Raw genomic sequence first — 22,161 nt, forward strand, 5'->3', positions numbered from 1 at the left:
CGGGACGCTAGAGCAAAATCAGGCCCCACACCAAGGCAATCATGGTCAAAGCGACGAACTGAGCGGCACTGCCCATGTCCTTGGCATTTTTCGACAACGGGTGTAGCTCCAGGGAAATGCGGTCGATGGCCGCCTCCACCGCCGAGTTGAGCAACTCCACGATCAGCGCCAGCAGGCAGACCGCAATCAGCAGCGCCTGCTCGACACGGCTGACATTCAGGAAAAACGACAACGGAATCAGGATGACGTCGAGCAAGACCAACTGACGAAACGCGGCTTCACCAACGAAGGCCGCGCGTAGGCCGTCCAGAGAATAGCCGGAGGCGTTGAGGATGCGTTTCAGGCCGGTTTGGCCTTTAAAAGGCGACATAAGTGGGTAACTGATCAAAAAGGGGTGGAGAAGCTAATTCAAACCCGGTCAAAAAAGCGTGAACAAGACGCTACGATTGCGGTGAAATGGACTCAAGTTGCTGCAGCAGCAGGGCCGCCTGGGTCCGGGTGCGCACATTCAGTTTACGAAAGATTGCAGTGACATGGGCCTTGATGGTGGCTTCGGACACGTTCAACTCATAGGCAATCTGCTTGTTCAGCAGACCTTCACACACCATGGTCAACACGCGGAACTGCTGCGGAGTGAGGCTGGCCAGCCCCTCGCTGGCGGCCTTGGCTTCGTCGGACACGCTCACTGCTTCGAATGCCTGGGGGGGCCAGGACACATCGCCATCCAGGACCGCCTTCACGGCGACCTGAATCATCTCAAGGGAACTGGATTTAGGAATGAAACCACTGGCACCGAACTCCCGGGCCTTGACCATCACCGAAGCTTCTTCCTGTGCCGAAACCATCACCACGGGAATTTGCGGGTATTGGCCGCGCAGCAAGACCAGCCCGGAAAAGCCATACGCGCCGGGCATATTCAGATCCAGTAGCACCAGATCCCAATCGGCCTTTTCAGTCAGCCGGGCCTCCAGTTCCGCAATACTGGCCACCTCCGTGAGTCGGACATCGGGACCGAGCCCCATGGTCACTGCCTGATGTAACGCGCTGCGAAAGAGCGGATGGTCATCGGCTATCAGGATTTCGTATGTGGCCATTTTTCAAATGATCCTGTTTTTAATGGCAGGCCCGATGCACTCACGCCTCGCCCAAGCAACTCAAGATACCGACATGCAGCGGCATCAAAGGGGTACGTTCAACGCCAACACGTAAAACACGGCGTTTCAAACCTTGGCCGTACCCTAATCGGCGCCAAGCATGCCCAGCGAAACCGGGGTGGTCAAGCAGCACGGCCGCTGCCGTGTTGAGTATGCGCCACTATTAGGCCAACACCGGCTTCAATGCAGGAATAAAGGGCTGCAACTCGGCGTGGGCTGGGGTAGACACATCCACTTCCTGCTGCCGTTTGGCCCCCAGATAATGCTGGCTGAACACATCGAAATAGGCATCCAGGGCCGACGCAGCGCCACTGTCCCCAGCCAGCTCCAGACACAATGCCGCCACTTCGGCGGTGCACAGATGCTCGCTGCGAGTCGAACGGCGCAAGCGGTAGCGCGACAGCCTGTCGGGCAGCAGGCTCAGAATCGGTAAACGGTCGAAATACGGGCTTTTGCGGAAAATCTTCCGCGCCTCGGTCCAAGTCGCATCCAGCAGAATGAACAACGGACGCTTGCCCTGATCGAGGTTGACGGTATGTGTGACCCGCGCTGGCTCGACGTACTCACCGGGAAACACCAGATATGGCTGCCATTGCGGGTCGTTGAGCAGCGCCAGCAGTTGTTCGTCGACGTCAGTGCGTGACCAGATAAACGCGTGATTGTCCCGCACTACGTCGGCAATCAGCCAACCCGTGTTACTCGGCTTGAACACTTCCTTGTTAGTCATGATCAGGCAGACACCCGAGCGAGTCTCGACGCTCGGACGCCAGGCGCACAGGCAATGACTCTCTATCACCCGGCAGGCACTGCAACGGGGGGCGCGCCAGCCACGGGCCTGAATCGGCTTGATACCTTCATCGATGCGCTGGTCGCGCAGACGGGCTACAGCGTTGGGGGCATGGTTCATCGCAGGCGACGCCGACAGACAGGAAAACTCGACACGAACAAGACTCTACAGGGTAAAGGCCGGCAGTCTACCAGAGCGTGTAAACCTGTACCCTCCACCCGGCCTCCCCTATAATTTGCCGCCACTGAACGCACAGTCATGTGATCGGTCGAACCACCAGTCACTGAACCAGGAGAGTTTCATGCTGCGCCTTATCGTCCCCACCGTTGCCGTGCTACTGGCGACGTCCGTCACCGCACAGGCCGCTTCGCTGAAAGAACTCGAACTGAACAAGATGCTGCGCAATGTCGCCGCGCAAAGCAGCGCCGGCACGCCCCGGGCAATCAACGAGGACATTCTCGACCAGGGCTACACCGTAGAAGGCAATGAGCTGATCAATCATCTGAGCGTGCAAAGCAGCCACGCCCAAAAAATGCGGGCCGACCCCAAGGCCGTGTATTTCCAGCTGGGCGCCACGGTGTGTACCAACCCTGGCTTGCGCAAGCTGATGGCCCAAGGCGCGACCATGCGCTACGAGTTCACCGAAGTTAAGACCAATCGCCCCATTGCGACTGAGCGCTTCCAGGAATCCGACTGCCCGAAACCGGCCAAGACCAAAAAATAATCACCCCGAACTGGCGCGCCGCTGCTCATCGTCGGCGCGCAGTTCCGCCACCAGCGCCTGCAGGTAGCGCGAGCGCCATGCTCGGCCTTCCAACCGGCGACAGCATTCCTCTTCGAGGCTTACTCGATTAGCCTGAGCCGCTTCCAACAGCGTCAGGTACAACTGCCTGTCGAGCTCCAAAGTTACTCTGGTCATCAGTCCCGCCTCCATGCCCGATCCACTTCAATCCATCGCGCAGCGTCCAGTCCCGGACGCGCCATAGCATTGAATGCTTGCTAATCAGTTAATCAGAGCGGCACGCACCTAGTTGGCAATCTGACGAGCGGCATGACATTTGAGCGGTTGCCAACGATGTTTTTTGAGCGCCATGATCAAGGCAGCGAAGATCCGCGTGAGGGACTAGATTCAAAAGTATCTCTTTGCTTCGGGCAGAACGAGGCTGCCCCACCGACACCTTTGCGCGTGACAGTTCTTTCATACAAGGGAAACGCAGAACCCGCAGGATGGCTTGGTCGCCTGTCGCACGCCGCGTCGAACCAGGTCGAACGTCCAGGCACGGTCCTGGGCTGACAACGACACACGGAGTGTCGTGGCCCTGACGAATCTCTCGTTCGGGCTGGGGTTTTGCCAAGAAGGAGAAGCTGAATGCCTTACAAACCGAATGACTCGCTGAGTCGTCATTTTGAGAACCATGGACACGACCTCACCCGCAAGGTCGAAGAGCAACTCAACCTGGTCTCCCCCAACAGCCCGAACCTCCCCATCTACCGCGACATGATCCTGACCGTCCTGCGCATGGCCCAGGAAGATCACAACCGCTGGAATGCCAAGATCACGCTGCAGGCCTTGCGAGAACTGGAGCACGCTTTTCGCACGCTCGAACAATTCAAGGGTCGACGCAAGGTCACGGTCTTCGGCTCGGCCCGAACGCCCATCGAACATCCGCTGTACGGCTTGGCCCGGGAACTGGGGGCGGAGTTGGCACGCTCGGACATGATGGTCATCACTGGCGCCGGCGGTGGCATCATGGCCGCGGCCCATGAAGGCGCTGGCCGGGACCATAGCCTGGGTTTCAACATCACCTTGCCTTTCGAACAGCATGCGAATCCGACCGTTGAAGGCACGCAGAATCTGCTGCCGTTCCACTTCTTCTTCACCCGTAAGCTGTTTTTCGTCAAAGAGGCCGACGCACTGGTGCTCTGCCCAGGCGGTTTCGGCACCCTCGATGAAGCGTTGGAAGTCCTGACGTTGGTGCAAACCGGTAAAAGCCCGCTGGTGCCGGTGGTATTGCTGGATGTACCAGGGGGCAAATTCTGGCAAGGCGCCCTGCACTTCATCCGTGAGCAACTGGAGGAAAACCGCTACATCTTGCCAACCGATATGAAGTTGATGCGCCTGGTGTACAGCGCTCAAGAGGCCGTAGAGGAGATCAATCAGTTCTACAGCAACTTCCACTCCAGCCGCTGGCTAAAACATCAATTCGTGATCCGTATGAATCACAAGCTGAACGAACAGGCCCTTGGGCATTTGCAGGCGGAGTTTGCCGACCTGTGCCTCAACGATTGTTTTCATCAACACGCCTACGCCGGCGAGGAACACGACGAGGCCCGTTTCAGCCATCTGACCCGACTGGCCTTTACCTTCAATGCCCGCGATCACGGTCGTTTGAGGGAACTGGTGGATTACATCAACCTGTCGGAAAACTGGGCCCAGCCCGCCACCAAGGTCCAACCCCTCACCTGGGAGCCGATCAAGGTGACCTGAACCCATAAAAAAACGGCCCGCTATCAAAATAGCGGGCCGTTGTTGTTTAGTCGTCCATGCCGCGACCGCTGAACAAACGGTTGATCATTTCCATGGAATATCCACGATATGCCAGGAAACGCCCTTGCTTGGCTCGCTCTCTTGCATCGATGGGCAAATGCCCTGAGAACTTGCGGCGCCAGGTGTCCGTCAGTTGCGCCTGCCAATCGATACCGCTTTCGCGCAGGGCAAGTTCAATGTCCGGGCGTTGCAGACCACGCTGACCGAGCTCCTCCCGAATTCGCAAGGGACCATACCCCGAACGAGCTCGATAAGAGACAAAACTCTCAAGGTAACGGGACTCCGACAACAAACCCTCTTCCGTCAAACGGTCGAGGGCCGTGTCGATCAGCTCATCGGCAGCGCCGCGCTGACGCAGCTTACGCGTCAGCTCGACTCGACCGTGCTCGCGCCTGGCGAGCAGGTCCATCGCGGTTCGCCGCACCGCGACGAGGGTATCGAGTACGACGGTCATCGAATCGATCAGATGTCAGCGTCAGCCAGGTCGTCTGCAGTCTCGCGGTTAGCCACCGACTTGACGTCTGCAACTGGGCTCAGAAGCTTGTCACGCAGTTGCTTCTCGAGGGTTGCTGCAATTTCCGGATTGTCCGCCAGGAACTTGGCCGAGTTGGCCTTGCCCTGACCGATCTTGGTGCCGTTGTAGGCATACCAAGCGCCGGATTTTTCGACAAAACCATGCAACACACCCAGGTCGATCATCTCGCCATTGAGGTAGATACCCTTGCCGTAAAGAATCTGGAACTCCGCCTGACGGAACGGCGAAGCGACCTTGTTCTTCACAACCTTGACGCGGGTTTCGCTGCCGACAACCTCATCGCCTTCTTTCACCGCGCCAGTGCGGCGGATGTCCAGGCGAACCGAGGCGTAGAACTTCAGTGCGTTACCACCGGTAGTGGTTTCCGGGCTGCCGAACATCACGCCGATCTTCATACGGATCTGGTTGATGAAGATCACCAGGCAGTTGGCGTTCTTGATGTTGCCGGTGATCTTGCGCAGGGCCTGGGACATCAGACGAGCCTGGAGGCCCACGTGCATGTCGCCCATTTCACCTTCGATTTCCGCTTTGGGTACCAGTGCAGCCACGGAGTCGACGATGATCACGTCAACGGCGTTGGAACGCACCAGCATGTCGGTGATTTCCAGGGCCTGTTCACCGGTGTCCGGCTGGGAAACCAGCAGGTCATCGACGTTAACGCCCAGCTTGCCGGCATATTCCGGGTCCAGGGCGTGTTCGGCATCGACGAAAGCGCAGGTCGCACCGGCTTTTTGAGCCTGAGCGATCACGGACAGGGTCAGCGTGGTTTTACCGGAAGACTCAGGACCGTAGATTTCAACGATACGGCCTTTTGGCAGACCGCCAATGCCAAGCGCAATGTCCAGGCCCAGGGAGCCGGTGGAGATGGAAGGAATAGCCTGACGGTCCTGATCGCCCATACGCATTACGGCACCCTTGCCGAATTGACGTTCGATCTGACCCAAGGCCGCAGCCAAGGCTTTCTTCTTGTTGTCGTCCATTAAAGTCCTCACGTAATCAATAAGGCCTGACGGCCAACACCTGTATAAGTAGCCAGTATTATTCCACAGCGATTGAGGATCGCCTACCCCTGATTTGAGATTTCTGCGGCGGCATGTTGCAACAGCCCCTCTAGCGCGGCCTTCACCGTTTGTCGGCGGACTTCGTCGCGGTTGCCGGCAAAGAATCGCTGCTCGCTGACAACCGTGTCACCAACGCCCCAGGCCAGCCACACCGTACCCACCGGTTTGTTCGGCGAGCCACCATCGGGACCGGCCACGCCGCTGACCGCCACAGCAAAACGCGCCAGGCTTTTTTGCTGCGCCCCCCGCACCATGGCCTCCACCACCTCGCGACTGACCGCCCCCACCGTTGCAAACAGCTCGGCCGGCACATCCAGTTGCTGAGTCTTCTGGCGGTTGGAATAGGTGACATAACCCGCCTCGAACCACGCCGAACTCCCGGGAATACGAGTGATCGCCTCGGCAATCCCGCCTCCGGTGCAGGACTCGGCCGTGGTCACATGGGCATTGACCCGCTGCAGACGTCGGCCCAGCTCAGCGGCCAGTTCGGTAATGTCATCCATGATGCTCTCCTGATTCGATGCAATGGGCCCTACCGTACACGAGCATGCCAGGCTTGCAAGGCTCGCCGGATCACCGCCCAAATGCCCTGACGTACGCCTGACAGGCCTGCAGAGCGATCAATCCGCGATCCCCTTCGTCGGTGATGGCGATAATTCGTTGAGCATGCGCCGGGTCAAGTCGGGCGCGTGGGGGGCCATGATCCACGCCGCCGGTGCCGGCGGTGGCAGACACTGCACAACCGGCGGCAACATCGTCGGCGTCGAGGAGGACTGACAGCCGGACATCGGCAGTAGCAAGACGATCGCGCAAGCGATCCTGATCACGTTGGGCATCGCTCAAGGCTCGGTAATGGGATTGTTCGCTGGCGGAAAGTTGCTGTTCCAGGGCCAGACGCTTGTCTTGCTCGGCCTTTTGTTGAATAGCTGCCGCCTGGGTTATTTGATTCAACATCTGCGCCTGGATCTGGGCCGTTTGCGCCAGTTGCCGCTCATAACGCCACGTCTGGACTTGCCACGCCAACATCGCCGGGCCGCCGGCCACCAACGCCAGCAACACAGCGACGCCAAGGGTGCGAGAAGAAACAGGCATCAAACCAAAGGCTGACATATCACCGCCCTCGCCCGCGCCCAGAGTTGCAGACGATCCTGCAAGCCATTCAAACCGCCGTTGATGCGCCGGGTGATGCTATTGAACTGGTCACGGTCAGCCAGTTCGTTCAAACCGTTCTGATCCCAGAACCAGGCGGCAGACTCAGCCGCCCATTGCGGTTTCTCCAGCAGTTGCGGCAATGCCAGCAATCGCTCATCGCCAAACAAACCCAGACTGCAACGCCGATAATTGTCGCGCCCGGTAATCTGAATCAGCCCGCGCCCCCGATATTGCTGACCGTCGCCGTCGGCCTGGGGTGTATTGCCCAAGCGAACGGCCAACGGCCCCGTGTCGTACTTACTGAGATATTGATCACCGCCGAGTTCGCGTACATGGCGCAGTTGCCCCGATTCATGGCCAACCTGGGCCAGAAACGCGGCAATGCGTTTGGGCGTGTCGATACGATGGCTGGACATGGCGCTATTAAGAGCCGAAACGAAAACGCCCGCTTGGGAGCGGGCGTTGGGCATGATAGTGAGGAGTTGTTGTTGGGTGACTTCCATAGTCGAATCTTCGAGAGCACGTTTATTTAGAGGCTCAACCCGCGACAGGTTCAATCGGCCAGTTAATGTCGGTTGGGAAACCGGTTTGATGCTGGATACGGTTCAACTCTACGCTGTAAAGCTTCCACTCCATCAGGGCGAGTTGTTCCTGATCATTGGCGTCGCCGATGTCTTCGGCATATTGGAAAGGAGCGACTTTCTGAACGGCTTCGCGCAGCAATTTATCGCGCTTTGACAGGGCTTCGCGCTTGAGGTCGGCCAGCTGCAGCATCTCGTCAAACACCCAGGTGGTATCGCGCCATACATAGTAATTGCCCGGCCATGGTTCGGCTGTGTACATGTCCGGCAATTGGCCGAACTCGGTCCACTCCAGATGAGCGCCGTTGTCCTTGCGATAAACCGAACCGCGCCAGTCCACCATTTCTCGTGGAACGCCGTTCACCATGACCCACGAATGATGTTCTTGAGCGGCTGGAAGTTTGAAGGAAAGTTGAATGCCGTTACTGGGAATTTGGATGCCCATACCGGGCGTTACGAAAAGCTCTACCGGGCCAGATAGAACACCGGAATCATCGAACAGATAAATAAACATAACTACCTCAGATCAGCTTGATTCGGGCGGGATAGGCGATGTTTCTGGGACGAGTTTCAGCACTGAAAGTACCAATATTGCCTACAAGCTCTCCACTGGAAAAGAACAGTGGGTTGGGGTACGTCGTACCGACTATTCCCGTTGCAGGAGCAGCATTAACGTCGCGGGTCACGTCCCAAGAACCATCAGCAATACTAGGCCCTGGACGGTTAGCACTACCTGAACTGGTGGGCAAAAAGTGGTTGTGGCTTTCAAGGGAATGCATTTGTCTGCTTCCCGCCGAACGGTCGACATCCACCCCGCGGGCCTCATCCAGCACGCGCAAGAATTCACCGCGAATATCCGGAAGTCGAAAAGTCGTCGCACCGTCACCGCTGGTCCACGCGCCCTCGTTCCCTCCTCTGGAACCCTCCGTCACTAACGCACCGGACGATTGCGCGTAATCCCACAACCACGGCCAATCGCTACGCACCAGCAAATTTCCATTAAGCACCGCATACCCACCGGGAATGACCTGACGCGTGCTCTCAAAGGAAATACGCCCCAGCGCCGTCGCATCAAACCGCCCCACCGGCCACCAAACCCCAGTTTCATCACTGCGCAGATGCCACCAGTCACCGCTGCCCATCAACACCAGAAACGGATAACCGCTGGCCGCCAGATGAGTGTGAAACCGGATCCTGTCGCTACCGGAGGCCCATACGGTCAAACGGTTACCACTGTTATCCACACGCCGCACAATCACATCACGAACGCCCAGCGCCGTGTTGGCCGCTGGCAGAGTAACGGTGCTCACTCCAGCACTGGCATCAATCAGCACCAGACCCAGTTCCTCGGCCGCCAGCACTTTTGAAGCCGTTAAGCGCGTAACAACCGAACGCATCGGGCTGCTACGCCCGAGAATAGCCTGCAACGCCTTGATCAACTGGCCGGTGTCCGCTTCAGACGGTGTGATGCCTGCGGCGGAGATCACGCCCAAAATCTCCTGGGTAACGCTGTTACCCCACACGGCGGGAATCAAAGATCCCGGCGTGCCTTCAACGGGATTTTCATCCACGAACCGGCCGTTCACCAGCCCGACGCTGGGAACGCTTTTTGGATAGTCCATATTTCTGTTCTCTACCTGAAATTAGAAGAACCACGCTCAAAACGGACGGGGTCAGAGTGAACTTCGCAGTTGGCTAAGCGCGCTGATCGCGTCATCGCTGGTTTGGTTGGCCAGTTCAATGGCGTTTTTGGCGATGTGCCCTCGGATTTGCGCCTTGGCTTTAAGCCGCCACTCGCGAAGCATTAGCAAGTTCGAATCACATTCCGCAGCCTTGGCGAGAATCTGGTCTGTCGCCTGCCTGGCTGTTCGCCCTTTGATGACCCACGCTGAAACCGCCACAGGCACAGATTTCTTCGGGTAACCCTCATCCTTGAACGCCTGCGCCTCTAGAGCCGCTTGTTGGTATTCCATGGCTCGTAACGGATCACCGACCAAGGCACGACGCGCACTGTCGGCGGCTGCATCCACTTTGGCGCACAGTCGCTCACCTTCGATACGCAATAGCTCGGCGGCATTTTCTTCGTTCAATAGCCATTTACCGCCCTCCCAAGTGTGGGCGGGGGACGGCGGAGCCGGACGGAGTTCATCTTCGTACTGATGCAGTTCTTGAATGACTCTCATCGAATCAGCTCCCAAGACAGGTGAACATTGATTGCATTAGTGAAATTGACAGCGATACCGACGCTGTAATCAGTCAACGCCTGGTGCCCCTTGATCCCCATGCTCAGTAGCAATTCGTCGCTGTCGGCATTGGTTGCGCCCAACGTGTGCTCGGCCTGATAAGACTGCCAAAGCGAACGCAACTGGGAATGATCAAAACTGGCCGTAATCGTAGAGACCATTACGTCGTTGACAACGTTATTGGAAGACAGCACACACATCCCAGGGCTTGCGGGGTTGGTCCAGCCATTTGGCTGGTTGACAATAGTTGTCGAGGCTGGGTTTAGATAGCTGTAGTTTCCCCCAACCCACCCGGCCTGGGCAAAGGCGAGCGAAGTCACGGCACTTGAAGAAGGCGTGGGGTTACCCGAAACGAGACGCCCGGCACGCGCATGCGGATCAAGCGGCAAATACACCACGCCAGTGCCATTGACAGTCTGAGTCCAACTCAATCGTGAACGGTTGTAGATCGAGCGAACTACAGGCAAGGAGCCGGGCGCCCCGGTCAACACCCAAGCCAGGCACATATCCAACGGCGTGGATTGGAATCCACCGCCCGAAGCGCCGTTTATAGTGCCCTTCAGCGACTCAGGAGCGACGTCGTAGAGGCTTCCACGCTGCATATAAAAAGTCAGCGAATCCCCCGTCACCTGCGCTCTTAAAAAATAGCCAGAGCTGGGCAATAAATCGGTACTGCTCCAGGCCGAAGTTACAAAGGTGCGTGACCGGCCCAACCGCCCGCTCACCACTTCCTGACCAATGCTGATATACACGCCCGCCGGAATCGAAACGCGCCCGCCACTGGTTGATACTGCTGCTGGCGCTATTGGCAGACGAGCATCGGCCGTTGCGATTGTCGGCAGCGGCAACGCGGCGAGCGGTAAAGCAAGGTCCTGGTTCCAGCCCTTCGCGGTGACCGATTGAATCGCCTGGAGCAGTTGATCGTTGTTGGTCTCATCCGGTGTCAAATCCCCCGCCTTGATGACATTCACAATTTCCTGCGTCACCCCGTTCCCCCAGGCTGCTGGAATCAATGATCCCGGCGTCCCGGTCAACGGATTTTCATCCACGAACTTCCCATTCACCAGGCCTGCGCTGGGCACACTCTTCGGATAATCCATTCATCTACTCCCTAGTCATAATTGATGTGAACTTTCGTATGCGCCGGCGCACTACGATGAATCAGGCACTCCAGCGCCGAACCCGGATTGACGCCGAAACGCTCCCCCCAATAGCTGGCGCCAAAACGTCGGCCGAGCAGCAGGCGACCGCCGGTGTTGAGGGTCCACATGAATTGCGCCTGCCAGGTGCCGAAGTGCGCTTCGCCGAAGCGGGCGCGGCCCATGCGGGGGGCCTTGAGTTCGGTGATGGTGGCGTTGGGATAGCCCTGGCTCTTGGCAATTTCCACGTAATAAGCAATGGCCTGGCTGCCCACCGCCAACAACCGCCGACGCACCGCCAAACGGCGGTCGTCATACAGCGGTGTAGCGCCCAGGCACGGGTCAGGCAGGTTCATCACCCGCTCCCAATCCGGCACCAGTTCACTCACACCCGCCGGGTCCATTTCGTGGAGCAGGTCGACGGCGCGGGCGTCGAGACGCGCCAATTCCTGGGCGATGCCTTGCAGCACCTCTTCCAGTTCCGGCACCCGCTCCGGGTCCCATGCCGGGCCGCTGGGCAGCAGGCTGCGCAGTTGGGCCTGGTACTGCTCGGCGGTTCTCAGGCTTGCCATACGCAGCCTCCGAAGGTCAGCAACTGATTGCTGGCGGCCACCACGTCGGCGATGGGTGCAGTCAGTGCGTGGTCGGTTTCCCCGGTGGCACTGCTGATGGCTTCGGCGATGTGGGTCAGCAGGAGGGTTTCGCCAAGGCCAGCTTCGCGGTTATGCAGGTCTCGCAGTTGCGCTTCGATGGCGGCGCGCACGGCGCTGGTGTCCGGGGTAATGCGCAGCCGGTAGGTCACCGGCACCTGGGATGGCGCCAGCACATGCACTTCGGCGGTGACCGGGCGCAGTGGCTCGATATAGGCCCGGACTTCTTCCAGTTGCTCGGTGTTGGGAATCGGCTGTGGGTCGTCGTCACGCATGACGAACACGCCAACGGTGCCCGGCCCCAGGTAGCTGCCGCGACACCAGGCGCGGGTGATGCCAGGGCATTCCAGGGCCCAGGTTTCATAGTCCTGCGCGGAACCGCCGTGGGGAATGATGCGGTAGGAGCGGATCACCCTGGCCCGCAGGGATTCGAGGCTTTCCCGAGCGAGGCCGCCGGTCAACCCGGGCGCCAGCACGGTGAAGCTGTTGCCGATCCCAAGGATCGGCTGCACCGACGTCAACACCAGCCCGGCATCGGCATTACCCAGGCTGCCGGCGTCCAACGCGGCGACAGTGGTGCTATTGAGGCCATTGCTGGTGGTGCGGGCGCTGGTCACTTTGTAGGTGCGCCCATCGCTGGACTGCAGCAGCGTGTCGACATCCAGCACAGCGCCTGCGGTGGCGGTGAAGCTGACGCTGCCGCTGGCCACCTGGGCCGCTTTGCGCGCCTGGTTCAGGCGCAGGGCGGCGATGCGCTCCAGGGTGGATTCGTCGGCCTTGTCCGGCAGGATCTGCTCAGCGATCCAATCCAGATAGCCATACAGGCCATAGGCGGCGCCACCCAGGGTGCGAGCCAGCACTTGAGCATCGGACTGGCGCAGCGAATCGCTGGCCAGGTCGCTTTGGGCGCGCTTGATCAGCACCGGCAGCGAAGGGGTTTCAAACGGCATAGGTCACCTGCCAACTGTTATCGGGGTTGATGTCCAGGCGCTCGCCGTCGGCCAGGGTCAAAACCGTGCGCAGATTCAGGCGCTGGGCGTCGAGGCGTTCGCTGATGATGTCGATGGCGCTGCAATGGCCATCGTCGATCAGCCATTGCAAGGCTTCGCGGGCATAGAATTCGGCGTCGAGCTGGGTCTGCCGGGTCAGCTTGACCCGGCGCAACAGCCACAGCCGCGAACCAATACGGTCGTCGGCGACGGTGGGAAAAGTGTCGCCCCACCAGCCGAAACGTTGCTCGTCATCCACGGCATCGTCGTCAGCGGCGCGGCGCCAGGTGAACAGGCTGATCAGCACCGAGCGGGTCAGCGCGGCGTGAAGGTTCTGGCTGATGAACATCACTGGCCTCCCGCCGGCATGCCGGTTTGGCCGTTACCGGCCTGCACGCCGACGTGCACATGCTTGATCTGGCTGATGCCGCCGGCGATCTGGTCGCCCTGGGAAACGAGCTTGCCGGTGTGGTTGATGACCGGGCTGTCGATGTTCACCGCGCTGCTGGCGCGGATGTTCAGGGTCGCAGTCTGGATGTCGATGACCCGGCCACGCTTGAAGTGGATCTTGTCGCCCTCGTCGGTGTAGATCGCCACTTCGCCAGGGGCCAGGGCCTTGAGGCGGAAACGACGGTCGGCGACCACCAGCACCACGGCATGGGAACGGTCACCGCCCAGGAACGTGGCGATCCCCTCTGCCCCGGCCAGCGGATTGCTGGTGAAGCCGTAGGGTTCGAAGTGCTCCATATCGTCATTCACTTCGCCGGCAGTGAGGCGCATTTGCAGCGATTGCAACTTGGTAGCCGAATTGGCGAGCACGACAGTGCCGCGCGCCAGGAGGCGGGTCAGTAGGCTCATTGAGGTTTCCTTGAGAATCGGAAGTTTGAAAGCGATGTTTATTGGCCATAACTTCTGTTGGCTGTACCGACGCCATCGCGAGCAGGCTCGCTCCCACAAGAGATCTCCAGTGGATCAAGTTTTGTATTCGGCAAAGATCCCCCTGTGGGAGCGAGCCTGCTCGCGATGGCGTGGGCTCATTCAACATTGAGGCAAGCTGACCCACCGCTTTCGCGAGCAAGCCCGCTCCCACCAGGAGTTTTGCGTTGGGCTCAGGATTTGGGTGGCGTCGGGTTCGCGTCGAACGTATGGGGCGGGGCGACTTGCAGGGTGGTGACGGAGCCTTGGGCAGACAGTGAATACGTCACTTTGGAGATCAGCATGTCGCCGTCAAACCCCAGCACCGGGTCGATCACCCGCACCAGGGTGTTATGCCGCCACAAATCGCCATTGGCCTGACGCCAGCCCTGCACGCGATAGGTCGTGGTCAGGGCCTTGCCAGTGCGGATTGCGCTTTCCCAGTCGGCTCGCTGCTGGGCCAGTTCGAAGGTCAATTGCGCGCTTTCGCTGATCACCGTGACCCGCTTGCGCTTGAAGCCCAGGTCCGTAGCGGTGCCGGAAACTTCGCTCACCGCCGCCCCGCTCTGCTGATCATTGCCCTTGTGCTGGCCGATGACCCGGTATTCGGAGAACACCTGGCTGTAGTCCATCGGTGCGTTGCCCGAGAGAATGTTTTTACCCAGTTCCAGCACATCATTGGCTCGCCCGCCACTACCGGGTTTAGCCAGCAACACGCGGCCTTCGGCGTCGTCAGTGGAAAACACCCGAAACAACGTCAGCAGACGGTCGATGGATTGAAAGACCGTTTCCCCCGGCACGATGCTGTGTTCGCTCAACCGAGCGGTTTCAGGGATCTCACTGATCACTCCCACGCCATATTGCGAGGCCAGGGCCTGGACAATGCTCAGCACCGTTTGCCCGCGCCATTGGCTCGGGCGATTGATCGCCGCGCAGTCCACCAAGTCCTGGGTCCTGGAGCCACCCTCGATACTCAGGCTGATCTGGCGCCCGTCATAACTGACCGGGGCTTTGAACACGTAGCCGCTGAGCACCAGGTCGGCACCGATGCGCACCTGACATTCATCCCCCGGACGAATTGGCACAGACTGGGTCTGCCCCGGCCATTGCCAGGTGATGTCAAGCTTGAAGGTGCGGAACTGCCGCTCCAGGTCCGCACTGATTTCCACGCTTTTCCAGCCGCCGTAATCCAGCCCGCCGACGGTGAGCGAGACAGCGTTGTCGAGCTCGTTCATGGCTTATTCCCTCGAGACTTTCAGGTCGTTGGGTGGCAGGAAACCAGGGTGAGCCACGCCATTGCGCTGAGTCACTTCGGTGACCCGGGTGGCATCGGCAAATTGCTGATACGCCACTACCAGCGCCGGCAGGCTTTGCTTGAACGACAGGCTGATCAGTCTGACACCGGAAGACGCCACCGCCGTCAGGTGCGCGGCCATTTGCTGACGCAGGTTGTTCAGCGCCTGGTAGTGATCCGGATCGGCCTTGAGCGAGGCTTGCCAGATGGCCTCGTTGAGGGCATCGCGCAGGGCCAGGACATCATCGGCCACCGGCACGTCTCGGCGCTGGACCGGCTGTACCGCCTGTTGCGCCACCGATGGGGTGGCGCCCAACTTGACCGCCGGTGCCGCCACCGGCATCGCCGCAATCCATTGCGCGGCCTGCACCAGCAGCGTGTCCTGCACCAGATCGGCCACGGCCTGGGCCGCCGCCGTGGTGTCTTTGCCGGTGGTGAGTTTGGGAGCGTCCGCCTTGCGAATGGCTTCCACCTGCTGCGACACGCTGGCAATCACGCCGCGATAGCCGTCACGGGCAAAGTCCTTCAATTCCCGGATGTCCCCCAGCAACCCTTTAAACTCGGCGGCCACTTCGCTGGGCAGCTCCTTCACCGCCTTGACCAGATCGCTGAGTTGCCGATAAGTCTCGATCAACGGCTTGAGTTCCTGCTCGATGACGCCATAGACCTCCTTAAGGCTGTTGCGCAGGTCAGCAATGCCGATCCGCGCAGCCTTGATCAACGTCATGGCCTCTTCGAAGCGCCGCACCGCCGAACCCAGAAAGCTGTCAGCCGACACCAGTAACAGTTTCTGGCTGTTGATCGCGGCCGACGGGAATTGCAGCGGCTGGTCGGGGTAGAACTTCAGAGCGAACGTCACCAGGCCGCCATCCTGACGGGTCTGGGTCATGTCGCACTCGCCCACCTTGACCTGCAGGCGCCCCAGCCACGGATGCACCAGTTCTCCGCTGCCCTGCTCCAGGGCCCTAAGCAACTTGTCACGCTGCTCCAGGCAATCGGGTCCGACGATGAACGCGGTCAGCTCATGAATCTTCGCTTGCTGACCGAGGCCTTCGAAGAATGGCTGGTCACGCTGGGGATATTCATGCAACTGACCCTTGTGGCCGACCGGAGTTTTCGCCTGATCGACCCAGAACCCGACGCCGCGAAACGACGCCGGCAACAAACGATCACGCCAGCTCATTGGAACCTCCTGTGGAAAGTGAGCGATAGCCAATGCGCGAACTCACCGCCAGGGCCGGTTGATTGGTCTGCGGCGGGTCGGCGCGCAACCCGGCCGGCGCGTTTTCGAAGCGCACGGTCAGGCCACCTTCGAGCTGCGTGCGGTTGTTGGCGGCGCTTTGTTGCACCAGGGCACTGGAGGTTTGCGGCAGTGCGCCTGCCGCCAATGAGGTTTTCATCGGCAGGTTGCCGGACGCCGGCGCAAGGCTGGAAGACAAGCCCGCAGGCTGTTCACTGGCCCCGCCAAAAAATGCTGGCGCCAGTTCACCCTTGCCTTCGGCATTGGTCTGCCGTTGCGCCTCGGTCAATCCTTCGACCTTAACGGTAAACGAGGTGATGATTTCGCCGAAGCCGCCGTTGAAGAACGCCTTGATCGGCGCAATCACACCCTGCAGTTCATCCCACCATTGGCTGAACCACTCCCCCACAGGTCCCCACTGTTTGGTCAGGCCCTCAATGGGCGACCAGTCGAACAAACCGCTGAACACCGCCAGCATGATCGACACCTGATTGCGAATGCCTTCCCAGATGCCGGCGAACACTTCACCAATCGTGCCCCAGTTGGCCATGATCAACCCCAGCGGCGTCCAGTCGAACAGGCCTTTCAAGGCGTCCATCACCGGCACCGTCAGTGCCTTGAGCAGATCCCAGATCGCTGCGAACAACCCGGTCAGGGGCGCCCAGTTGCTGATGATCAAACCCAAGGGTGACCAGGCAAACAACGTCTGCATGAAACCGATAATCGGCGTTGCCGCCGCCACGATCACATTCCAGAGCGCGCCGAAAAAACTACTGATCGGTCCCCAATGGCTGATCACCTGCCCCATCGGGGTGAAGGCGAACACCGTCTTGAAGAACTCGACCATCGGCATGACGATCGGCGACAGCTTTTGCCAAAGCCCGGCGAAGAACGCCGAGATCGGTGTCCAGTTAGCGATGATCATCCCGGCCGCCAAGGCGATGCCCATGGCAATCAAGCCGATGGGGTTCATCTTCAAGGCCAGGTTGACCACTTCCAGCGCCTGGCTCGCACCGCTGACCGCCGTTTGAATCGCGTTGAACGCCACGACGCCTGTCGCCAGGCCCTGCACCAATTGCGGGTTGTCCTGCAGCACCTGGGCCACACCCGTGACCATCGGCTGCAAGCTGGCTGCCGCCGCGTTGACCGCCGGCCCCAGGGCCGAACCGAACTGCACCGACACATTGCTGATGGAAGTCTTCAATCCATCCAGGCTCTGTGCCGCTACACGCGGCGCTTCAGGGGCCTTCAAGCTGCTGGCCGCCGCGTTGGCCGCGCCGACTTCACCTTTGAAAGCGTTTGCTGACTTGAGCCCCTCCATGAACGGTTTGGCCAGGCCGCCCTCGGGGAGCAGAGCGGAAATATCCAGGCTGCCAAGGCCCGTGGCATCGAGGTTCTGTTTGAAGCTGGCGACCTTGGCCCGAAGGCTGGCAAGCTTGGGCGACAGCTCATCGATGCCGGTCAGCAGCACTGCTTTTTTCTCTAGCTTCTGTGTCTCTGCCATCACTGCACCTGCTGCATCGCATTGATCCGTTGCGCGTGCTCCAGGGACTCGCGGAGCACATCCAGTGGCCTGGCCATCATCTGTTCGGGGTCAACCTTCCAGAACCAGGCCAGATCATAGGCGGCTGCGATCAGGTCGCCGATGGCTGCGACGCCGCACTCATGAAAAAACTCGCGACGGCCCAGCTCAATGCGTTGAGGTCTGCCAGGTCCAACTGGTTGACCGACGACGGCGGGATGCCGGCGCAGACCGCGATGTACTTGGCCGCGACATCCATGTCCAGGCTCACCTCCTCGCTCTTGTCGATCTTGTACGGCAGCGCCTTGATCGCCCGGACTTCTTGCACCGTCGGACGGCGCAGGGTCAGTTCGCTCAGCGGCTCGCCGTGGGCCTCGATGGCCACGCGCAGCGTCACGACATCGCTCATTGCCAGGTCCCCTTGATGCCTTCGAATTTCAGTTCGATGGTGGCGTCGTCGCCCTTGGACACCGGCTCTTCCACCAGGTAAGCGCCGGCCAGCACGTAGACCTTGCCGTTGTTGAATTCACAGGTGACGGTCATGTCGGTGCCAGCGACCAATTGCTTGAGCGGGAAATCCGCGGTGTGCAGGGCTGTCACCTTGAAGGACGGTGCAATGTCGGTTTCCTTGTAGAAACCCGGTACGACGGTTTCGCGTTTGGTAAACATCAGCGGTGCTTCGCAGCCGCCATTGATGGTCAGTTGAGCGCCGTCCACTTTGACGTAGCAGGTGCCCGCAATCAGTTGACCCATGGTGTTTCTCCCTTCGAATAAAAGCTGTTCACTTAGGATTTGTGTAGATCATCGTGGCGAGGGAGCTTGCTCTCGCTTGACCGGGCTGGCGCTGCATTACGTAGCGCCAGCTCTGTGTTGGGGTTGCTGCGCAACCCAGCGGGAGCAAGCTCCCTCGCCACAGTCAGGCAGCGTCGTCGTATTGCAGACGGAACTGGTTGAGCAGCGCGAACACCCGCAGGCCATTGATGTAATCCGGCGGGAACAGCACATTGACCCGGCTCGGGTCCTGGCTGTCACGCTCGACCACCAGGTGCTCGGCGAACAGCTCGGCGTTTTCCACGTGACCTTCCAACTCCAGCTTGGCGTACTGGGCAATCAACTCGCCGCGAATGGTGCTCGGCGTCACGATCGGTTGGCCGGCGCCGAAACGGGTGCCGTCGGCAGCCAGTTTGTGCCGCCCGTATTTACTGGTGATCACGCTTTGCAGGCGACGCACGATGAACGCCGACTGGTGCATGGTTTCGCTGTCCAGATAGGAATTGTCAGCCTGGCCGAAGGCATTTTTTTGATACGTGGTGATCGAGCGCTGAATGCGCACGTAGCCACCTTCGTAATACGCCGTGGCAATGCCGTAGTTGAGCAACGACTGACGCTCGGTCAGGGTGAAACGCTCGCTGGCCGGTGCCGGATCCAGGCCTGGCAAACTGCCGCTCTGGGTCGGACGGCTGGCGTCAGCGGAGATGAACACCGCAGTACGGGCGGCCAACGCAGCGGCCTGGACCCAGAACGGTTGCGGTACGCCCAGCTCCAGGGCCTGGAGGGTCATGTGCTGGTCGTTACGCGCCTGACCGGCCGCCACCAGAGTACCGATGGTGCCGCGCTTGGCGCTGTAGACATGGCCGAACAACTGCTTGGCCCAGGACCAGCGACCCGTGCTGTCGTCCATGACCGCTTGCCAGGTGTTGAGGCTCGCCACATCGGACCACGGCATGGCGATGAACTCGAATGGCTCGTCACCCAGGGCCGCGACGGCGGCAGTCTGGTCCGGCACACCAGCGCCACCGGTCATTGCCGTGATGGCGGTGGTCAGGCCAGCAGGGGTGTCTTCGCCATTGCTCTTGCCCAGACGATTGAATTGCAGGCTGATGTCGTTGCCGCTGTCGCCGGTCCATTTGGCGCTCAGCGTCACGACACCTTCGGCGGCCGCAGCGATCACCGGCAGATCGGCGCTCGCGTTGATTTTCAGCGCCAGCGCAGTGGCGGCTTGAGCTGCAGTCGCACCATTGACGATGGCGGCTTGAACACGCACACCACCCACATAAAGATTAAGCAGGCCGCTTTGAGTCGCGGCGCCGGTCAGGGTCAGCACGCCTTGGGCGATGGAACCTTCGACGTTGTGCAGCGGCAAGCACCAGATCTCGCCCAACGGGTCGGTCTTGCGCCAGGTTTCGTACATCGAGGCAAGCATCGAGCCTTGGCCGCCGATGTTCTTGGCCAGCGCGACGCTGGACACCAGCACCAGTTTGCCGACCTCGGCCGGAGCCACGTTGTCGTTGACCTGAGCCACGATCAAACGGCGCATGGCCGACGACGCGCTATTGGCGGCCGAGTTGTCCATTTCGGCGTAGAACAGCGGAACACGAATATCCGCGGGAATGTTGCTGAATCCGATCGCCATTATTTGGCTCCCTGTGGTTTTGCCGCTTTCACGGTTTTGGTAGTGATATCGCCATCGGCCAGACGTCGACGCCACCAGGCGCTGTCCGGTACTTCACGGCCCTCGAGGGGCAACAGATCGCCCGCTTCCGGGTCCGGTACGGCACGGCCCGGGGCCGGCAGCACGGTGATGCGTTTGCTCATGGGGTTACGTCTCCAGAGAAAGTCAGTTCCACGCGCCCATCGGGCCCGGGACGTTTCAGATTGGGGTCCGCCGGGTCGATGGCATCGACCCGCACGGTGGCCCCGCTAAAGGACGACAAGCCGTCCAGTTCACGCTCGTGCCAGCTTTCGGCAGGCTGGCTCGCCAGATTGCGGCCCAGCTGGAACTCGGCGAAAAAGTGCAACCGGTACGACACGCGGCTGCTATTGATGGAAACCAGTTCACTGCCGTCGTACTCGATGCCGGTGTAGTCACCACCGGGCTTGAACCCCACCAGTGCCCGCCACAGTTCGGCGCGCAGGTCGTGCAACAGATCCAGCGCTTTTGTCGCGTCGGTGGCGTCGAGCACCAATACGGTGTCGAAACGGTCGCGTACTGCTTGCAGCGTGGCGTTCTGGGCGGCGTTCTTGCTGGCAATGTCGGCGCTTGGCAGGACATAGGCGCAAGGGGTTTGCAGTGGCGTGTCGGCTTGCAACGTGGCGAGGTCAAAACCTGCCGCCACGCGATTGGCGAGCGCGGGACATTGCTCACGCAGTTGCGTGAGGATCGGAGTGATCTTCATGGAGGTGCTCCAGTTGTATAGAATCGCAGTCAGAAACTGTGGGAGCGAGCCTGCTCGCGATGGCGGTGTGTCAGGCACCATCAATGCTGGCTATGACGGCCTCATCGCGAGCAGGCTCGCTCCCACAGGGTCAGCGGTGTTTTGGAAGGGAGCACGTCAGGCCCTGGCATCCAGACAAGTCGCATCAATCCTGCTGCGATAGCTTTTTTCCCGGTCGCCGCTGGCGGTGACTTTGTCGATCGACCAGCGACCGCGCATGAAGTCCGGCCAGGAGGCGTCCAACAGCACGATGCCTTCGGCGCACAAGCCTGGATTGCCGGGGCATTCGATCGCCACCTTGAGTGCTTCGCGCATCATCCGGCGCACCTCTCCTTCACCGGCGGCGCGAGCATCGTTGGCGCTTTGAAAGCGCTGGCGAAGGGTCTTGAACGGCGCGATGCCGCTCTCCTCGACCCGCATTTTCCCCGCCTTCGCATCCCACCAACTGGCCTTGCAGCCCTGGTATTTCGCCCGCGCGGTGTCATCCAGGACGGCGGAGATAAAAGCGTTATCGCCCGGGCGGTTATTCGTGGTCACCGACAGCTTTGTCTCTGGCAGGACTTTGCCCGTTAAAGACTTCGCCTGCCCCCGGCGCGCCAGCACATACAACTCGTTGACCGGCTTGGCGACGGCGTCATAACGATGAGCCAGTCGCGTCAGAAAACCCATGTCGGTTTCGTTGGACTGATCGATGTGCTCGATTTTTATCAGCGCCAGGTCCGGCGCCACACGCGGGGAAAACCCGTGTCTGGAAGTCAACTGACGAAACAGCGCGCCCAAGGTCGTCGGGCCATGACTGACGGATCGGCGCTGCTTGAAACCGGTCTGATCGGCCGCACTGAACGGCGCCGCCGTCGCGACAAGCGTCAGGCGCAGAGGAAACAGAGTTGGCGTGCGCCGGGTCACGACGAACTCGCCTTTATCCACCAGACCCGACTCCAGATAACCAACCCGCAGGCCGACTTTCCCGCCCAGGCTGGGCAATCCTTCAAGCCCTTCCAGGCTGATGGTGAGCGTCAGTTGATCGGACTCGATCCCCGCCGCGTCGATGTGCGTCCAACTGAGCAAGCGTTCGTTGAGCAGCGCCGCGTTCGCACCGTAGATTTCCACCGCTGGCGTGAAACCCAGTGACATGT

At 60.2% G+C, this 22,161-nt stretch carries 28 protein-coding genes; 2 read left to right on the forward strand and 26 right to left on the reverse strand.

Going from position 1 to position 22,161, the window contains the following annotated elements; genetic code table 11:
• Positions 1–7: 7 nt before the first annotated feature.
• The 3 genes from BMY45_RS21105 to BMY45_RS21115 all read right to left on the reverse strand — a co-directional run bounded on the left by BMY45_RS21105 (position 8) and on the right by BMY45_RS21115 (position 2,061).
• Positions 8–370 carry a diacylglycerol kinase gene (locus BMY45_RS21105; protein ID WP_092401036.1) on the reverse strand — a complete coding sequence of 121 codons (363 nt, stop codon included), beginning with the start codon at positions 368–370 and terminating at the stop codon, positions 8–10.
• 70 nt (positions 371–440) lie between these two features.
• Complete coding sequence (gene erdR, locus BMY45_RS21110) at positions 441–1,094, reverse strand: response regulator transcription factor ErdR (RefSeq protein ID WP_047230029.1); 654 nt, start codon at positions 1,092–1,094, stop codon at positions 441–443.
• A 223-nt stretch (positions 1,095–1,317) separates the two neighbouring features.
• Positions 1,318–2,061, reverse strand: a complete 744-nt coding sequence (locus BMY45_RS21115; RefSeq protein WP_092401039.1) for a tRNA-uridine aminocarboxypropyltransferase — start codon at positions 2,059–2,061, stop codon at positions 1,318–1,320.
• A gap of 181 nt (positions 2,062–2,242) precedes the next feature.
• On the opposite strand from BMY45_RS21115, the gene BMY45_RS21120 reads away from it, so the two are divergent.
• Positions 2,243–2,665: a PA3611 family quorum-sensing-regulated virulence factor gene (locus tag BMY45_RS21120; RefSeq protein ID WP_092401042.1), complete on the forward strand. Its 423-nt coding sequence runs from the start codon at positions 2,243–2,245 to the stop codon at positions 2,663–2,665.
• Here BMY45_RS21120 and BMY45_RS21125 read toward each other — a convergent pair whose 3' ends face one another.
• Positions 2,666–2,860, reverse strand: a complete 195-nt coding sequence (locus tag BMY45_RS21125; protein WP_092401045.1) for a hypothetical protein — start codon at positions 2,858–2,860, stop codon at positions 2,666–2,668.
• Between the two features lie 450 nt (positions 2,861–3,310).
• On the opposite strand from BMY45_RS21125, the gene BMY45_RS21130 reads away from it, so the two are divergent.
• A complete protein-coding gene (locus BMY45_RS21130; protein ID WP_092401047.1) occupies positions 3,311–4,429 on the forward strand; it encodes an LOG family protein in 1,119 nt (372 codons plus the stop codon).
• A gap of 46 nt (positions 4,430–4,475) precedes the next feature.
• Here the strand turns inward: BMY45_RS21130 and recX are convergent, their stop codons facing one another.
• The 22 genes from recX to BMY45_RS21240 form a co-directional block, all read right to left on the reverse strand.
• Positions 4,476–4,943 (reverse strand): recombination regulator RecX, encoded by a 468-nt coding sequence (gene recX, locus BMY45_RS21135; RefSeq protein ID WP_092401050.1) that lies wholly within the window; start codon positions 4,941–4,943, stop codon positions 4,476–4,478.
• A gap of 8 nt (positions 4,944–4,951) precedes the next feature.
• Entirely contained in the window at positions 4,952–6,004 is a 1,053-nt protein-coding gene (gene recA / locus BMY45_RS21140) for a recombinase RecA (protein WP_047230023.1), read from the reverse strand.
• A gap of 83 nt (positions 6,005–6,087) precedes the next feature.
• On the reverse strand, positions 6,088–6,588 hold the full coding sequence (locus BMY45_RS21145; RefSeq protein WP_092401054.1) for a CinA family protein: 501 nt from the start codon (positions 6,586–6,588) through the stop codon (positions 6,088–6,090).
• Between the two features lie 117 nt (positions 6,589–6,705).
• Positions 6,706–6,921, reverse strand: a complete 216-nt coding sequence (locus tag BMY45_RS28690) for a lysis system o-spanin lipoprotein Rz1 (protein WP_371913969.1) — start codon at positions 6,919–6,921, stop codon at positions 6,706–6,708.
• A gap of 255 nt (positions 6,922–7,176) precedes the next feature.
• A complete protein-coding gene (locus BMY45_RS21155) occupies positions 7,177–7,740 on the reverse strand; it encodes a glycoside hydrolase family 19 protein (RefSeq protein WP_092401060.1) in 564 nt (187 codons plus the stop codon).
• 34 nt (positions 7,741–7,774) lie between these two features.
• Positions 7,775–8,332: a tail fiber assembly protein gene (locus tag BMY45_RS21160; RefSeq protein ID WP_092401063.1), complete on the reverse strand. Its 558-nt coding sequence runs from the start codon at positions 8,330–8,332 to the stop codon at positions 7,775–7,777.
• 7 nt (positions 8,333–8,339) lie between these two features.
• Positions 8,340–9,440 (reverse strand): phage tail protein, encoded by a 1,101-nt coding sequence (locus BMY45_RS21165; protein WP_092401066.1) that lies wholly within the window; start codon positions 9,438–9,440, stop codon positions 8,340–8,342.
• 51 nt (positions 9,441–9,491) lie between these two features.
• A complete protein-coding gene (locus BMY45_RS21170; RefSeq protein WP_092401069.1) occupies positions 9,492–10,001 on the reverse strand; it encodes a phage tail protein in 510 nt (169 codons plus the stop codon).
• Entirely contained in the window at positions 9,998–11,161 is a 1,164-nt protein-coding gene (locus BMY45_RS21175) for a phage tail protein (RefSeq protein WP_092401072.1), read from the reverse strand. The genes BMY45_RS21170 and BMY45_RS21175 overlap by 4 nt, the downstream gene beginning before the upstream one ends.
• 11 nt (positions 11,162–11,172) lie before the next feature.
• A complete protein-coding gene (locus tag BMY45_RS21180; protein ID WP_092401075.1) occupies positions 11,173–11,772 on the reverse strand; it encodes a YmfQ family protein in 600 nt (199 codons plus the stop codon).
• The gene (locus tag BMY45_RS21185; RefSeq protein WP_092401077.1) at positions 11,760–12,800 is read right to left on the reverse strand and encodes a baseplate J/gp47 family protein; all 1,041 of its coding nucleotides are present in this window, start codon (positions 12,798–12,800) and stop codon (positions 11,760–11,762) included. Before BMY45_RS21185 ends, BMY45_RS21180 begins: the two co-directional genes overlap by 13 nt.
• On the reverse strand, positions 12,790–13,188 hold the full coding sequence (locus tag BMY45_RS21190) for a phage GP46 family protein (protein ID WP_047230011.1): 399 nt from the start codon (positions 13,186–13,188) through the stop codon (positions 12,790–12,792). Before BMY45_RS21190 ends, BMY45_RS21185 begins: the two co-directional genes overlap by 11 nt.
• Positions 13,188–13,697: a phage baseplate assembly protein V gene (locus BMY45_RS21195; RefSeq protein ID WP_092401081.1), complete on the reverse strand. Its 510-nt coding sequence runs from the start codon at positions 13,695–13,697 to the stop codon at positions 13,188–13,190. Before BMY45_RS21195 ends, BMY45_RS21190 begins: the two co-directional genes overlap by 1 nt.
• Positions 13,698–13,948: 251 nt before the next feature.
• Positions 13,949–14,989, reverse strand: coding sequence for a phage baseplate assembly protein (locus BMY45_RS21200; protein WP_092401084.1), 1,041 nt, complete (start codon positions 14,987–14,989; stop codon positions 13,949–13,951).
• 3 nt (positions 14,990–14,992) lie between these two features.
• Entirely contained in the window at positions 14,993–16,231 is a 1,239-nt protein-coding gene (locus BMY45_RS21205) for a DNA circularization protein (protein ID WP_092401087.1), read from the reverse strand.
• Entirely contained in the window at positions 16,218–17,792 is a 1,575-nt protein-coding gene (locus BMY45_RS21210; RefSeq protein ID WP_092401090.1) for a phage tail tape measure protein, read from the reverse strand. Before BMY45_RS21210 ends, BMY45_RS21205 begins: the two co-directional genes overlap by 14 nt.
• A 130-nt stretch (positions 17,793–17,922) precedes the next feature.
• Positions 17,923–18,219: a phage tail assembly protein gene (locus BMY45_RS21215; RefSeq protein ID WP_047230006.1), complete on the reverse strand. Its 297-nt coding sequence runs from the start codon at positions 18,217–18,219 to the stop codon at positions 17,923–17,925.
• Complete coding sequence (locus tag BMY45_RS21220) at positions 18,216–18,563, reverse strand: phage tail tube protein (protein ID WP_003198314.1); 348 nt, start codon at positions 18,561–18,563, stop codon at positions 18,216–18,218. Before BMY45_RS21220 ends, BMY45_RS21215 begins: the two co-directional genes overlap by 4 nt.
• A gap of 163 nt (positions 18,564–18,726) precedes the next feature.
• The gene (locus tag BMY45_RS21225; protein ID WP_092401092.1) at positions 18,727–20,223 is read right to left on the reverse strand and encodes a phage tail sheath subtilisin-like domain-containing protein; all 1,497 of its coding nucleotides are present in this window, start codon (positions 20,221–20,223) and stop codon (positions 18,727–18,729) included.
• A complete protein-coding gene (locus tag BMY45_RS21230) occupies positions 20,223–20,405 on the reverse strand; it encodes a DUF2635 domain-containing protein (RefSeq protein WP_047230004.1) in 183 nt (60 codons plus the stop codon). Before BMY45_RS21230 ends, BMY45_RS21225 begins: the two co-directional genes overlap by 1 nt.
• Positions 20,402–20,986, reverse strand: a complete 585-nt coding sequence (locus BMY45_RS21235; protein WP_092401095.1) for a phage tail terminator protein — start codon at positions 20,984–20,986, stop codon at positions 20,402–20,404. The genes BMY45_RS21230 and BMY45_RS21235 overlap by 4 nt, the downstream gene beginning before the upstream one ends.
• Positions 20,987–21,142: 156 nt before the next feature.
• Positions 21,143–22,159 (reverse strand): contractile injection system protein, VgrG/Pvc8 family, encoded by a 1,017-nt coding sequence (locus BMY45_RS21240; RefSeq protein WP_092401098.1) that lies wholly within the window; start codon positions 22,157–22,159, stop codon positions 21,143–21,145.
• Positions 22,160–22,161: the final 2 nt, after the last annotated feature.

This window comes from Pseudomonas sp. NFACC39-1, assembly GCF_900110355.1.
Lineage (GTDB): Bacteria > Pseudomonadota > Gammaproteobacteria > Pseudomonadales > Pseudomonadaceae > Aquipseudomonas > Aquipseudomonas tehranensis.

Bases quoted from the DNA above. Each gene is read 5' to 3' on its own strand.
- BMY45_RS21210 (WP_092401090.1), bottom strand. From the start codon at position 17,792: ATGGCAGAGACACAGAAGCTAGAGAAAAAAGCAGTGCTGCTGACCGGC.
- BMY45_RS21225 (WP_092401092.1), bottom strand. From the start codon at position 20,223: ATGGCGATCGGATTCAGCAACATTCCCGCGGATATTCGTGTTCCGCTG.
- erdR (WP_047230029.1), bottom strand. From the start codon at position 1,094: ATGGCCACATACGAAATCCTGATAGCCGATGACCATCCGCTCTTTCGC.
- BMY45_RS21235 (WP_092401095.1), bottom strand. From the start codon at position 20,986: ATGAAGATCACTCCGATCCTCACGCAACTGCGTGAGCAATGTCCCGCG.
- BMY45_RS21105 (WP_092401036.1), bottom strand. From the start codon at position 370: ATGTCGCCTTTTAAAGGCCAAACCGGCCTGAAACGCATCCTCAACGCC.
- BMY45_RS21125 (WP_092401045.1), bottom strand. From the start codon at position 2,860: ATGACCAGAGTAACTTTGGAGCTCGACAGGCAGTTGTACCTGACGCTG.
- BMY45_RS21170 (WP_092401069.1), bottom strand. From the start codon at position 10,001: ATGAGAGTCATTCAAGAACTGCATCAGTACGAAGATGAACTCCGTCCG.
- BMY45_RS21185 (WP_092401077.1), bottom strand. From the start codon at position 12,800: ATGCCGTTTGAAACCCCTTCGCTGCCGGTGCTGATCAAGCGCGCCCAA.
- BMY45_RS21240 (WP_092401098.1), bottom strand. From the start codon at position 22,159: ATGTCACTGGGTTTCACGCCAGCGGTGGAAATCTACGGTGCGAACGCG.
- BMY45_RS21165 (WP_092401066.1), bottom strand. From the start codon at position 9,440: ATGGACTATCCAAAAAGCGTTCCCAGCGTCGGGCTGGTGAACGGCCGG.
- BMY45_RS21160 (WP_092401063.1), bottom strand. From the start codon at position 8,332: ATGTTTATTTATCTGTTCGATGATTCCGGTGTTCTATCTGGCCCGGTA.
- BMY45_RS21175 (WP_092401072.1), bottom strand. From the start codon at position 11,161: ATGGATTATCCGAAGAGTGTGCCCAGCGCAGGCCTGGTGAATGGGAAG.
- BMY45_RS21230 (WP_047230004.1), bottom strand. From the start codon at position 20,405: ATGAGCAAACGCATCACCGTGCTGCCGGCCCCGGGCCGTGCCGTACCG.
- BMY45_RS21200 (WP_092401084.1), bottom strand. From the start codon at position 14,989: ATGAACGAGCTCGACAACGCTGTCTCGCTCACCGTCGGCGGGCTGGAT.
- BMY45_RS21215 (WP_047230006.1), bottom strand. From the start codon at position 18,219: ATGAGCGATGTCGTGACGCTGCGCGTGGCCATCGAGGCCCACGGCGAG.
- BMY45_RS21190 (WP_047230011.1), bottom strand. From the start codon at position 13,188: ATGTTCATCAGCCAGAACCTTCACGCCGCGCTGACCCGCTCGGTGCTG.
- BMY45_RS21205 (WP_092401087.1), bottom strand. From the start codon at position 16,231: ATGAGCTGGCGTGATCGTTTGTTGCCGGCGTCGTTTCGCGGCGTCGGG.
- BMY45_RS21130 (WP_092401047.1), top strand. From the start codon at position 3,311: ATGCCTTACAAACCGAATGACTCGCTGAGTCGTCATTTTGAGAACCAT.
- BMY45_RS21155 (WP_092401060.1), bottom strand. From the start codon at position 7,740: ATGGAAGTCACCCAACAACAACTCCTCACTATCATGCCCAACGCCCGC.
- BMY45_RS21115 (WP_092401039.1), bottom strand. From the start codon at position 2,061: ATGAACCATGCCCCCAACGCTGTAGCCCGTCTGCGCGACCAGCGCATC.
- recX (WP_092401050.1), bottom strand. From the start codon at position 4,943: ATGACCGTCGTACTCGATACCCTCGTCGCGGTGCGGCGAACCGCGATG.
- BMY45_RS21195 (WP_092401081.1), bottom strand. From the start codon at position 13,697: ATGAGCCTACTGACCCGCCTCCTGGCGCGCGGCACTGTCGTGCTCGCC.
- BMY45_RS21180 (WP_092401075.1), bottom strand. From the start codon at position 11,772: ATGGCAAGCCTGAGAACCGCCGAGCAGTACCAGGCCCAACTGCGCAGC.
- BMY45_RS28690 (WP_371913969.1), bottom strand. From the start codon at position 6,921: ATGCCCAACGTGATCAGGATCGCTTGCGCGATCGTCTTGCTACTGCCG.
- recA (WP_047230023.1), bottom strand. From the start codon at position 6,004: ATGGACGACAACAAGAAGAAAGCCTTGGCTGCGGCCTTGGGTCAGATC.
- BMY45_RS21220 (WP_003198314.1), bottom strand. From the start codon at position 18,563: ATGGGTCAACTGATTGCGGGCACCTGCTACGTCAAAGTGGACGGCGCT.
- BMY45_RS21120 (WP_092401042.1), top strand. From the start codon at position 2,243: ATGCTGCGCCTTATCGTCCCCACCGTTGCCGTGCTACTGGCGACGTCC.
- BMY45_RS21145 (WP_092401054.1), bottom strand. From the start codon at position 6,588: ATGGATGACATTACCGAACTGGCCGCTGAGCTGGGCCGACGTCTGCAG.